Source organism: Agromyces marinus, assembly GCF_021442325.1.
GTDB lineage: Bacteria > Actinomycetota > Actinomycetes > Actinomycetales > Microbacteriaceae > Agromyces > Agromyces marinus.
On the sequence record NZ_CP087879.1, the window covers coordinates 479,776 to 492,165 of the forward strand.

General features: G+C 72.2%; 10 protein-coding genes. 4 read left to right on the forward strand and 6 right to left on the reverse strand.

Annotated features, from left to right (window positions below):
* Positions 1-78: 78 nt before the first annotated feature.
* The 3 genes from DSM26151_RS02330 to DSM26151_RS02340 form a co-directional block, all read right to left on the reverse strand.
* Positions 79-1,443 carry an NAD-dependent succinate-semialdehyde dehydrogenase gene (locus DSM26151_RS02330; RefSeq protein WP_234660818.1) on the reverse strand — a complete coding sequence of 455 codons (1,365 nt, stop codon included), beginning with the start codon at positions 1,441-1,443 and terminating at the stop codon, positions 79-81.
* A 105-nt stretch (positions 1,444-1,548) separates the two neighbouring features.
* Positions 1,549-2,286 carry a PDC sensor domain-containing protein gene (locus DSM26151_RS02335; protein WP_234660819.1) on the reverse strand — a complete coding sequence of 246 codons (738 nt, stop codon included), beginning with the start codon at positions 2,284-2,286 and terminating at the stop codon, positions 1,549-1,551.
* On the reverse strand, positions 2,267-3,037 hold the full coding sequence (locus tag DSM26151_RS02340; RefSeq protein ID WP_234660820.1) for a GntR family transcriptional regulator: 771 nt from the start codon (positions 3,035-3,037) through the stop codon (positions 2,267-2,269). Before DSM26151_RS02340 ends, DSM26151_RS02335 begins: the two co-directional genes overlap by 20 nt.
* Before the next feature lie 115 nt (positions 3,038-3,152).
* Here DSM26151_RS02340 and DSM26151_RS02345 point away from each other — a divergent pair, with 115 nt between their 5' ends.
* From DSM26151_RS02345 to DSM26151_RS02360, 4 genes are all read left to right on the forward strand, one after another.
* Entirely contained in the window at positions 3,153-4,310 is a 1,158-nt protein-coding gene (locus tag DSM26151_RS02345; protein ID WP_234660821.1) for a CaiB/BaiF CoA transferase family protein, read from the forward strand.
* Positions 4,311-4,343: 33 nt separating this feature from the next.
* Positions 4,344-5,531 carry an acyl-CoA dehydrogenase family protein gene (locus DSM26151_RS02350; protein WP_407651005.1) on the forward strand — a complete coding sequence of 396 codons (1,188 nt, stop codon included), beginning with the start codon at positions 4,344-4,346 and terminating at the stop codon, positions 5,529-5,531.
* Positions 5,532-5,707: 176 nt separating this feature from the next.
* The gene (locus tag DSM26151_RS02355) at positions 5,708-6,517 is read left to right on the forward strand and encodes a Pr6Pr family membrane protein (protein ID WP_234660822.1); all 810 of its coding nucleotides are present in this window, start codon (positions 5,708-5,710) and stop codon (positions 6,515-6,517) included.
* A gap of 216 nt (positions 6,518-6,733) precedes the next feature.
* A complete protein-coding gene (locus DSM26151_RS02360; RefSeq protein WP_234660823.1) occupies positions 6,734-7,552 on the forward strand; it encodes a hypothetical protein in 819 nt (272 codons plus the stop codon).
* Positions 7,553-7,610: 58 nt separating this feature from the next.
* Here the strand turns inward: DSM26151_RS02360 and DSM26151_RS02365 are convergent, their stop codons facing one another.
* From DSM26151_RS02365 to DSM26151_RS02375, 3 genes are all read right to left on the reverse strand, one after another.
* Complete coding sequence (locus DSM26151_RS02365) at positions 7,611-9,041, reverse strand: FAD-dependent oxidoreductase (protein ID WP_234660824.1); 1,431 nt, start codon at positions 9,039-9,041, stop codon at positions 7,611-7,613.
* Between the two features lie 146 nt (positions 9,042-9,187).
* Positions 9,188-10,648: an aspartate aminotransferase family protein gene (locus tag DSM26151_RS02370; RefSeq protein WP_234660825.1), complete on the reverse strand. Its 1,461-nt coding sequence runs from the start codon at positions 10,646-10,648 to the stop codon at positions 9,188-9,190.
* A 32-nt stretch (positions 10,649-10,680) separates the two neighbouring features.
* Positions 10,681-12,243, reverse strand: coding sequence for a CoA-acylating methylmalonate-semialdehyde dehydrogenase (locus DSM26151_RS02375; protein WP_234660826.1), 1,563 nt, complete (start codon positions 12,241-12,243; stop codon positions 10,681-10,683).
* Positions 12,244-12,390 lie beyond the last annotated feature (147 nt).

The window sequence follows — 12,390 nt, forward strand, 5'->3', positions numbered from 1 at the left end:
CGGGGACCGGGGGCTCGTGCGTGGCTCGCGGAGGCGAGCTGCGCGTAGCGGCGCTGCGCGCCGCTGCGACGGCTGCGTTCAGCCGATTCGGATCATCTTCTTGTTGACGAACTCGTCGGCGCCGAAGCGGCCGAGCTCGCGGCCCGAACCGGAACGCTTGATGCCGCCGAAGGGCAGCTCGGCGCCGTCGGCGAGCACGACGTTCACGAACACCATGCCGGCCTCGATGGCGTCGGCGACGCGCATGGCCTGCTCCTGGTCGGTCGTGTAGACGTACGACCCCAGGCCGTACGGGATGTCGTTGGCCAGGCGCACGGCCTCGGCCTCGTCGGCAGCGCGGAAGACCTGCGCGACCGGGCCGAAGAACTCCTCCTGCGCGACGGGGTTCTCGCTCGTGACATCCGTCAGCACCGTCGTCTGGAAGAACGCGCCGTCGCGGCCGCCGCCGTGCACGAGCTTCGCGCCGTGCTCGACCGCGCGCTTGACCTGCGACTCCAGGCCCTCGGCGGCGCGGAGCGAGGACAGCGGGCCGAGCGTGGTGTCGGCCGACGTCGGGTCGGTCGCCTCGACCTCGGCGAGCTTGGCCGTGAACTTCTCGAGGAACGACTCGTACAGCTCGTCGACGACGATGAAGCGCTTGGCCGCGTTGCACGACTGGCCGTTGTTGTCGAGGCGCGCGTCGACGGCGTTCTGCACGGTCGCGTCGAGGTCGTCGGTCGAGAGCAGGATGAACGGGTCGGAGCCGCCGAGCTCGAGCACGACCTTCTTCAGGTGCTTGCCCGCGAGCTCGGCGACGGCCGCACCGGCCCGCTCGGAACCGGTCAGCGAGACGCCCTGCACGCGCGGGTCGGCGATGACGTCGGCGATCTGGTCGTGCGACGCGTACACGTTGACGTACACGCCCTCGGGCGCGCCGGCGTCGCGGAAGATCTGCTCGATCGCCGCGGCCGACTCGGGGCACTGCTCGGCGTGCTTGAGGACGATCGTGTTGCCGATGATCACGTTCGGGCCCGCGAAGCGCGCGACCTGGTAGTACGGGAAGTTCCACGGCATGACGCCGAGCAGCACGCCGAGCGCGCTGCGGCGGATGATCGCCGAGCCGTCGCCGTCGAGCAGGTCGATCTGCTCGTCTGCCAGGAACTCGGCGGCGTGGTCGGCGTAGTACTCGTAGATCGCGCCGGCGAAGTCGGCCTCGCCGAGGGCCTGCTCGATGGGCTTGCCCATCTCGCGCACGATGATCTCGGCGAGCTCCTGGCGGCGCTCGACGTGGAGTTCGCCGACGCGGCGGACGAGGGCCGCGCGCTCCTCGAGGGTCGAGGTCTTCGACCAGGTCGCGTGGGCGTTCGCCGCGGCCGAGACCGCGTCCTGCAGTTCGGCGTCGGTGATCGTGGGGTACGTCGCGAGGACTTCCCCGGTCGCGGGGTTGGTCACGGCATAGCTCATGGGGTTCTCCTTCTCGGGTGCATCCGGCATCGGTCCTTGAGCCTGTCGAAGGGTCGTCTGCCGCGGTGCATACGCTCGTCGTTCAAAGATATATCAGCGGATGATTTATCTCGACCCGGATGCCGCGGGCCCGACGAGCACGCGGAACGGCGTGCCCTCGCAGGGCTCGTCGGCCGACCACGTCGCGGCGAGCTGGCCCACCTGCAGCGTCGGCTCGGTCGAGAGCACCACGCGGCCGTCGGCGTTCACGAGCGCGAGCGGTTCCGGCACGTCGAGGAAGCCCGACAGGAGCCTGCGCTCGAGCGTGCGCACCGCGACATCCGCCCCCACGACGCCGACCATGCGCGCGCCGTCGCCGTCCGCAGCCCTGCCGTGCACGGGCATCGTGAGCGTCAGGATGTAGTCGCACGTGCACAGGTGGTCGACGAACGGGCCCGTGACGTGGGCGTGACTGGTCGTCGCGGGGATCGCGTACCACTCGAGCGCTCGGAAGTCGCGAAGGTACTCGGTGTAGCCGCGCGTGGTCAGGTCGAGGCGCGTGGGCTCGGTGGTCGAACCGAGCACGGGGTTGTCCTCGAGCGGCCCGAGCCACCAGGCGAAGTGCACGTCCCGTCCGCGCACGACTTCGCCGTCGGCGATGAACCCGGCGCCGGCGAGCAACGGGTCGGGCTCGACGAGGCGGGGCAGCACGAGGTCGGCGACGGTCGCGTCGAGCTCGGCCGCCCTGAGCGACCCGCCGGCGATGACCTGCTCGATCGGGCCGCGCCACGCGCGGAGCCGATCGAAGACGCCGGCGAACAGGTCGGCGACCTCGCCCGCGACCTCACGCGCTGATCGGCTCATCGACCGTGCCTCCTCGTTCGACCCGTGCCTTCGCCGCCAGCAACTGCTCCGACAGGACCCGGACCAGAGCGGATGCCGCGTCGCGAGCCTTGCCCGGACGACGGCCGGTGACCGAGCGGATGATCGCCCGGTCGTGCCGGACGATCGTGCGGCGGGTCTCGTCGTCGTCGAGTCCGAGCAGCAGGAGCGGGCCGAACTCGGCCTGCAGGCGGATCTGCTCGCGGACGAGGCGTGCGGACTGGCTGAGCACCGCGACCTCGAGGAGGAACCCGCCCTGGTTCGTGCGGGCGGATGCCGCGGTCCCGAAGTCGGCCGCGGCGAGCCACGCCCCCAGGCGCTCGCCGTCGGTGTCGGCCGCGCGCTCGGCGGCCCGTTCCGCGGAGCCCGCGAGGATCGTACCGAAGTAGACGGCCATGTCGCTGAGCTCGACCTGGGCGAACCCGCGGAGCCGCGTCGTGAGCAGGGCGCGATGGCCGCCCTCGTCCGCCACGACGAAGCTGCCCCCGTCGCGGCCTCGCCTGGTCTCGACGAGTCCGGCCTCGCGGAGGATCCCGAGCCCCTCGCGCACCGTGATGAGCGCGACGCCGAAGCGGCGGGCGAGCTCGGGTTCGCTGGGAAGCCGTTCGCCCGCGTGGAGGACGCCGAGCACGATGCCGTCGGTGAGGCGGCTGGCGACCTGTTCGGCGCGCCCCTGGTCGGCGAGCTGGGCGAACACGGCTTCGCGTGCGCCCGGGCCGACCCTCGTCTCCATGGGTTCAGGCTACCCGCCGCCGACCGGGCCGAGTGGCGCCTCGCGGAAAAATCATTCAATATAGGAGGAATTCACGACGCGGCCGACGACGGCCGCCCGAGCGAGGGCGGATGCCATGCACGAGCGAACCACCGGACCGCTCGCGGGCGTGCGCGTCGCCGACTTCTCCCGCGTCCTCGCCGGACCCTACGCGACCATGACCCTCGCCGACTTCGGCGCCGACGTCATCAAGGTAGAGTCGCCCGCCGGCGACGACACCCGCCACTGGAACCCGCCCGTCGACCGCACCGGGCGCGCCACCTACTTCGGCGGCGTCAACCGCAACAAGCGATCCGTCGTGCTCGACCTCGCCGAGCCCGCCGGGCTCGCCGAAGCACGGCGCCTCGCGGCATCCGCCGACGTCGTCATCGAGAACTTCCGGCCCGGGGTCATGGCCCGATTCGGGCTCGACCACGACCGCGTCAGCGCCGAGAACCCCCGCGTCGTGTACTGCTCCATCACCGGATTCGGTGCCGGTGCCGGCGCGAGCCTCGCCGGGTACGACCTGCTCGTGCAGGCCGTCGGCGGACTCATGAGCATCACCGGCGACCCCGAGGGCGAACCCGCGAAGGTCGGCGTCGCCCTGGTCGACGTGCTCAGCGGCCAGAACGCCGTCGCCGGCATCCTCCTCGCCCTCCGCGAGCGCGACCGCACCGGGCGCGGAAGCCGCGTCGAGGTCAACCTCCTGCAGAGCCTGCTCGCCGCCCTGACCAACCAGGCCTCCTCGACGCTCGCCACCGGAACGCCCCCGCGCCGGCTCGGCAACGCCCACCCGAGCATCTCCCCGTACGCGGTGTTCCGCGCAGCCGACCGCGAACTCGTCATCGCCGTCGGCAACGACCGGCAGTTCCGCGCGCTCGCCGACGTGCTCGAGGCCCCCGACCTGAACGCCGACCCGCGATTCGCGACGAACTCGGATCGCGTCGCGCACCGGCACGAACTGCGCGTCGCGATCGAAGCGGCGCTCGCCGCGGCATCCGCTTCGCACTGGGTCGAACGACTCACCGCGGCCGGCGTGCCCGCCGGACCCGTGAACGACATCGCCGAGGCCATCGCGTTCGCCGAAGCCCTCGGACTGGACCCCGTCGCGCTCGCGGACGAGGCCGATCCGACCGCCCCGCCGCACCGCTCGATCGCCAGCCCCATCCGGCTCTCGAGCGGCGCCGCCGCCTACCGCAGCGCACCGCCCGCGCTCGGCGCCGACGACGGCGCCGACTGGCTTCCGCGCGACTGAGCGCGCCCCCCGGAACCCGACGAAAGGACCGCCATGACCATCGCACCCCGGATCGACACCGTGTTCGACCTCGACGCACTCCTCACCGAGGACGAGCTCGCGTGGCGCGACCGCGCGCGCCGGTTCGCGCAGGAGCGCATCGCGCCCGTCATCGAGCAGGACTTCGAGGACAAGCACTTCCGCCGCGAGTTCGTGCGCGAGGCCGGAGAACTCGGGTTCCTCGGCATGCACCTCACCGGGTACGGCTGCGCCGGCGCCGGCGCGGTCGCGTACGGTCTCGTGTGCCTCGAGCTCGAGGCCGCCGACTCCGGCTGGCGCACGTTCGTGTCGGTCCAGGGCTCGCTCGCGATGAGCGCGATCCACAAGTACGGCTCCGAGGGGCAGAAGCAGCGGTGGCTGCCGGGCATGGCGAAGGGCGAGCTCATCGGATGCTTCGCCCTCACCGAACCGCAGGGCGGCAGCGACCCCGCCGCGATGACCACCGTCGCGCGCCGAGACGGCGACGGATGGGTGCTCGACGGCGCTAAGCGCTGGATCGGGCTCGCCTCGCTCGCCGACGTCGCCGTCGTCTGGGCGAAGGTCGACGACGAGGGCGGCGACGACCACGGCGTCGTCCGCGGGTTCCTCGTGCCGACCGAGACCGACGGCTTCACCGCGACGCCCATCGACGGCAAGCTCTCGATGCGCGCGTCGGTGCAGTGCGACGTGACCTTCGAGGGGGTGCGGCTGGCGACCGACGCGATGCTGCCTGGCGCGCGCGGCCTGTCGGGCCCCTTCGGATGCCTCAACGAAGCGCGCTACGGGATCGTCTGGGGTGCCATGGGCGCGGCGCGGTCGTGCCTCGAGTCGGCGCTCGAGCGGTCGATCACGCGCGAGGTCTTCGGTCGGCCGATCGGCGCGAACCAGCTCATCCAGGCCAAGCTCGCCGACATGCTCGTCGAGGTCGAGAAGGGGATCCTGCTGGCGCTGCACCTCGGGCGCCTGAAGGAGCGCGGTGCGCTCACGCCCGCGCAGATCTCCGTCGGAAAGCTCAACTCGGTGCGCGAGGCCCTGCGCATCGCGCACGAGGCGCGCGCGATCCTCGCGGGCGACGGCATCACCTCCGAGTTCCCGGTCATGCGCCACGCCGCGAACCTCGAGTCGGTGCGCACCTACGAGGGCACCGACGAGGTGCACCAGCTCGTCATCGGGCGCGCGCTCACGGGCCTCGCCGCGTTCTGACTCCCGGGCGCGCTGGGCGCGCGCCCGCCGAGTGGGTGCCAAGTGCACCGCTCGGCTGCCGTGACCGGTGCACATGGCACCCACTCGCGGCGCGCGGGGCGCGGACGCTCGGTCCGGGGTCGACGGCTCCGGGCGCGGGAGCGACGACGGGCTGTCGGGGCGACTAGCGTGAACACATGTCCGCGCGCGCCCTGGACTCCACCGCGGCCCAGACGAGCGCGCAGGCGGCGGCGTCGGCCGGGGCGCCCCCGGTGGCGATCGCGAACGATCCGGCCGACGCCCCCGTGACGCGGGCGACGCGCACCTCGCGGGCACGTCGCAGCCTCGGGGTCTTCCGCCTCGCGATCGTGGTGCTCGAGATCGTCGCGCTCGTCGGCAACTACCGGTACGTGCTCGAGTTCCCGCTGTTCGCCTCGGCGAACTTCTTCAGCTACTTCACGATCCAATCCGCGATGCTCGCCGTGATCGTGCTGCTCGTCGCCGCGGTGTTCGCCCTGACCCAGCACCGAGACCCGCCCTGGCTCGCGGGCCTGCGCACGATGGTGACGGTGTACCTGCTCGTCTCGGGCATCGTGTTCGCGATCATCGCCGTCCAGGCCTCGACGCGCGACTACCGGCTCGAGGTGCCGTGGTCGGACACGCTGCTCCACTTCGTCGTGCCCGCGCTCGCGCTCGCGGCGTGGACCGCCGACGCGGTGCTGGCGGTCAACCCGCCGGTGCCGTGGGCCACGGTCGGCTGGGTGCTCGTGTTCCCCGCGGGCTGGCTCGGGTACACCCTCGTGCGCGGTGCGGATGTCGGGTGGTACCCGTACTTCTTCCTCGACGCGAGCCAGGTCGGCGGGTACGGGGGGATCGCGGCGTACTGCGCCCTCGTGCTGCTCATCTTCCTCGCGATCACGGCCGTACTCGTCTCGGTGCACCGGCGGTTCGCCCTCGTGGGCGTGCGTCGCCGAATCCGAACTGGGGGACAGATCGAGCACGACTGAGGGACGGATCGTCCTGGGAATCAGCGTCATTCCGGGGGTTCGGTGATCGGGACGCGGTCGAATCGGGTGACATTCACCCCCGAATGGGGGGACGCGCTCCGTTTCCGCGCACCAGTAGCGTCGTCGGCGGACCCACCCCAATGCGCGCGCCGCCGCGGAACACCCGCCTGCCTCGAGGCGCTGATCGGCGCGCCACCAGATCCGGAGGACCCACTCGTGAACGACGCCCCCGCGCCCGCGCGCGCTTCGAAGCCGGTGACCCGGCGCACCCTGGTCAAGGCGGCGGCCTGGACGGCCCCCGCGATCGCGCTCGCCGCACCGGTGCCCGCCTACGCCGCATCGCCGTGCACGCCCGAGACGAGCATCGACGACCTCCGCCCGGGCAGCCGCCCCTCGAGCATCACGTTCTTCCCGTCAATGGTGACCGCGACGCTCGCCTTCACCTCGTCCGGTCAGGGAGGCGACCCGACGCCCGGAGACACGGGCCTCGTCGAGGCGACGAGCACGACCCCCTCGTGGAACTACATCGAGATGGAGATGCTCGCGACCTTGAACGCGGGCGATTACGTCCAGCTCACCATCACCATGAGCGAGCCGGTCACCGGGCTCTCGTTCGTGCTCCACGACATCGACAGCGAGCGGGACGGCTACGTCGACACCGTCGAGGTGATCTCGCCGATGGCGGGCAACTACACGTTCGCGCTCGGCTCGAACATCCAGGGCGACGGCACCGCCGGCAATCGCTTCCGCCCGATCAACTGGGGCGACACGCCCATCTCGAGCGGCCAGGGCGACCTGCGCATCACCGTCCCGGGAGTGACCACGACCGTGACGATCCGGTACCGTGCCGGGCTGAGCGGCCGTTCGAGCAACCAGCACATCGGGCTCGGCGACCTGCGGTACGAGGCGTGCGTGCTCCCGAGCCCGCAGCAGTCCCGTCAGGCGCGGTCGTTCGCGCCGGTCGACCGGCCGCTCGCGCCGCTGTCGTCGGGTACCCCGCAGTTCGTCCCGGAGGATGCGAGCCAGGACAGCTGACAGGCCGCGTCGCCGTCCGGTCCGAGGGTCCCCGGGCGGCGGCGCGCCGCGCGTCGGATCAGTCCTCCGACGGCGGCGTCGCGCTCGCGCCGGTCGCGAACGGCGCGAGCGCTTCGAGCAGCTCGGCGAGTGCATCCGCATCGTCGAGCTCCGCGATGCGGCGCGCGTGCTGGGCGGCGATGACGCCGACCAGCACGGCACGTTCGGGACCCTCGCCGAGGTCGAGCCACGCGGCGACGGTCGGCGTCGCCCCGACCAGTGTGAACACGTCGGGTTCAGCGCCGGACGTGCCGTCGGCGGCATGCGCTCCGCCGGCCGTGCGCCAGAACGGCTCGTCGAACGCGAGCCAGGCGAGGTCGAGCGCGCCCATGCCGAGCACGCCGATCGCCCGCTGATGGCGCAGCGGCAACGGCGGGTCGAAGGTGATCGTGTCGGTCTTGAGCACGCCGATCGATGCGGTGACGACGACTCGATGCATGCGCAGCGACTCGCCCGTGTCCAGGCGCATCCCGACGCCCTCGTCATCGATCGAGATCCCGGTGACGACACTCGACCCGGCGATCCGCACTCCGTCGGCGAGCAGGTCGACGAGCGTCGTCCAGCCGCCGGTCACCCGTTCGTCCGGGGGCCACGCGCGGCCCGGTTCGAAGCGCTGCGCCGACACCCGTCCGGGCACAGCGCCCGCGGCGGGCTCCACGCCGGTCGCGATCGCGTGCACGAGCCAGTCGCGCGGGCTGAGCCCGTCGGCACCGGGCTCGCCGGGCGCCGGGATCGCGCCGGATCCGATGAGGGCGTCGGTGAGCGAGAGGTCCGTCCCGCGCTCGCGTGCCCAGGCGACCGCCCCGTCGATCGCGTCCGTCCCCTCGCTCGAGGGTGCGACCACCCGCCCGGTGGTGTCTCGCACCTGGCTCACGGGTTCGTAGGGCGTCGTCTCGACCGCGGCATCCGTCATCGCCGAGGCCAGTGCCGCGTCCGCCGACGCGAACGGGCTGCCGAGCTCGATCGGGCCGCCGAACGCGGCGTCGTCGACCGTGCGCAGCCGTCCGCCGACCGTGTCGCCGGCCTCGACCACGACGACCTCGAACCCGTCGTCCACGAGCGAGCGGGCGGCGGCGAGGCCGGCGATGCCGGCGCCGATGATCGCGATGCGGTCGCCCGGCTCGGAGGCCGCGGCGATCTCTCGCGCCGCGCGCAGGCCCTCGGCGTATGCGCCGTGCACGGTGCCCGGAGCGTCGGGCGAGGTCGCCTCGCCCGTGATCACGAGCCGCCCCGCCACGGGTTCGCCGAGCGCCGCGCGCAGGTCGGAGGTCGCGCCGACCCCGTTCCGGCGCTCGCGCTGGTCGAGCGACCCGTTCGTGCGCGGCGCGTTCAGCTTCGACGGGGTCGGATCGCCGTCGGTGCACGCGGTGAGCGCCAGCGCCAGCCCGCCGAGGCCGCCGGCGAGGAACGCGCGCCGCGGCATCCGCTCACCGGGCCACCGCACCTCCATGGCCTCAGGCTATCGGGCGGGTCGGGCTCGCGGGCCGCCACGCACGCGGCCACCGGAAACGCATGAGAATCCGGGTGAAGTGCCCGTCGGGGCGGGCATCACCCGGATTCTCATGCGTCTTGCGTGGTGCGCTCGCGCGCTGCGCGTCAGGCGAGCTCCGCGTCCGCGACGTCGAGCGCCGCGTCGATGATGTCGAGCCCGCGGACCAGGTCGGCTTCGCCGATCACGAGCGGCGGGGCCACGTGCATGCGGTTGAAGTGCACGAACGGCCACAGGCCCGCCTGCTTGCACGCCGCGGCGACGCGGCCCATGGGCGCAGCGTCCGCGCCGGACGCGTTGAACGGCACGAGCGGCTCGCGGGTCTCGCGGTCGCGGACCAGCTCGATCGCCCAGAACAGGCCGAGGCCGCGTACCTCGCCGACCGACGGGTGCTTCTCCGCGAACTCCGCGAGCCGCGGGCCGACGACCCGGGAGCCGAGGTCGCGCACGCGCTCGAGGATGCCGTCGCGCTCGAACACCTCGAAGGTGGCGACGCCCGGTGCGCACGCGAGCGGGTGGCCCGAGTAGGTGAGCCCGCCCATGAACGCGACCGTGTCGAAGTGCGACGCGATGCGCTCGGAGATCACGACGCCGCCGAGCGGGGCGTAGCCCGAGTTCACGCCCTTCGCGAAGGTGATGAGGTCGGGCGTCACGCCGAAGTGGTTCACCGCGAACCACTCGCCGACGCGGCCGAAGCCGACCATGACCTCGTCGGCGATGTAGACGATGCCGTACTTGTCGGCGAGGGCTCGCACGCCCTCGAGGTAGCCGGGCGGCGGCACGAGCACGCCGTTGGTGCCGACGACGGTCTCGAGGATGATCGCCGCGATCGTCGACGCGCCCTCGAGCGTGATGACCTGCTCGAGGTGGGCGAGCGCGCGCTCGGCCTCCTGCTCGGGCGTCTCGGCGTTGAACGCCGAACGGTACGCGTACGGGCCGAAGAAGTGCGCGACCGAGCCGTCGCTCGGCTCGTTCGCCCAGCGGCGCGGGTCGCCGGTGAGCGAGATCGCCGTCGCGGTGCCGCCGTGGTAGCTGCGGTACATCGACAGCACCTTGCGGCGGCCGGTCACGGCGCGCGCCATGCGCACCGCGTACTCGTTGGCGTCGGCGCCGCCGTTGGTGAAGAACACCTTGTCGAGGTCGCCGGGCGCGACCTCGGCGATGCGGCGGGCGAGTTCGCCGCGCACGTCGGAGGCCATCGACGGCTGGATCGTCGCGAGGCGCCCGGCCTGCTGCTGGATGGCCGCGACGAGGTCGGGGTGCTGGTGCCCGAGGTTCAGGTTCACCAGCTGCGAGCTGAAGTCGAGGTAGGCGTTGCCCTGGTAGTCCCAGAACGTGGCGCCCTCGCCGGCGGCGACGGGCAGCGGGTCGATGAGCGCCTGCGCGCTCCACGAGTGGAACACGTGCGTGCGGTCGTCGGCGCGCACCTGCGCCTCGGCTGCGGCGTCGGGCAGCGGATGCCGCGTGCCGCGCGGGCCGACGTACGACGCCGCGGTCGCGGCATCCGTCGACGGGGCCTGCGTCGACTGGGCTTCCGTCTGGACTTCGGGAACGAGGGTGTCGGTCATGAGGGGTCCTTCGTCGGTCTCGGCGGGCCGGGTCAGTGGTTCTGCGGGAAGCCGAGGTTGATGCCGCCGTGCGTGGCCGGGTCGAGCCAGCGGCTCGTGATCGCCTTCTCGCGGGTGAAGAAGTCGAAGCCCTGCACGCCGTACGCCTTCGAGTCGCCGAACAGCGATGCCTTCCAGCCGCCGAACGAGTGGTACGCGACCGGCACGGGGATCGGCACGTTGATGCCGATCATGCCGACCTCGACCTCGTTCTGGAAGCGGCGCGCGGCGCCGCCGTCGTTGGTGAAGATCGCGGTGCCGTTGCCGAACCGACCGGAGTTGATGAGCTCGAGCCCCTCGTCGTACGAGGCGACGCGCACGACCGAGAGCACCGGGCCGAAGATCTCCTCGGTGTAGGCGCGGCTCGTGGTCGGCACGTTGTCGAGCAGGGTCGGGCCGAAGAAGAAGCCGTCCTCGTGGCCCTCGACCGAGCACCCGCGCCCGTCGACGACGACCGTGGCGCCGTCGGCCTCGGCGATGTCGACGTAGGAGGCGACCTTGTCGCGGTGCACGTCGGTGATGAGCGGGCCCATGTCGGGCTCGCTGCGCGTGCCGTCGCCGGCGTCGACGCCCGCGCCGTTGCCGATCTTCAGCTGGCCGATGCGCTCGGTGATCTTGGCGATGAGTTCGTCGGCGACGGGCTCGACCGCGAGCACGACCGAGATCGCCATGCAGCGCTCGCCCGCGGCGCCGTAGCCGGCGTTCACGGCCTGGTCGGCGACGAGGTCGAGGTCGGCGTCGGGCAGCACGAGCATGTGGTTCTTCGCGCCGCCGAGGGCCTGCACGCGCTTGCCGTGCTTCGAGGCGGTCTCGTAGATGTACTGCGCGATCGGGGTCGAGCCGACGAACGAGATCGACTGCACGACCGGGCTCGTGAGCAGGCCGTCGACGGCGAGCTTGTCGCCCTGCAGGACGGTGAACACGCCGTCGGGCAGGCCGGCCTCCTTCCAGAGCTCGGCGAGCCAGAGCGCGGCCGTCGGGTCCTTCTCGGAGGGCTTGAGGACGACGGCGTTGCCGGCGGCGATCGCGACGGGGAAGAACCACATGGGCACCATCGCGGGGAAGTTGAACGGGCTGATGATGCCGACGACGCCGAGGGGCTGCTTGAGCGAGTAGACGTCGATGCCGGTCGAGGCGTTCTCGGAGAACGCGCCCTTGATCAGGTGCGGGAAGCCGGTCGCGAGCTCGACGACCTCCTGGCCGCGCAGGATCTCGCCCATGGCGTCGGAGAGGACCTTGCCGTGCTCGGCGGTGATGATCGCGGCGAGCTCGCCCTTGCGCGCGTTCAGCAGCTCGCGGAACGCGAACAGCACCCCCTGGCGCTTCGCGATCGAGTAGCCGCTCCATTCGCGGTAGCCGCGCTCGGCCGAGGCGATGGCCTCGTCGATCTCGGCCTGGTCGGCGAGGGCGACCTCGGCCCGCACGGCGCCGGTCGCCGGGTTGTAGACCGGCGCGGTCCGTCCGGAGGAGGAGGCGCGGTGCGCCCCGTCGATCCAGTGCCCGATCTGCGGCACGGTGGTCTCTGCGGGCGAGGCGGCGGTCTCGGTGAGGCTCATTGCAGTCCTTCGTCGGTTCGGGTGACGAGCGGATGCCGCGGCATCCGCCCCTCGGGTCGAAGCGCCGCCCTGAGTTCGGGTCGGACAGATCGACCGGGTTCGTCTAGGCTGGCGTTTTCCCAGTCTTACAGAGGTTGAGAGGCCGGA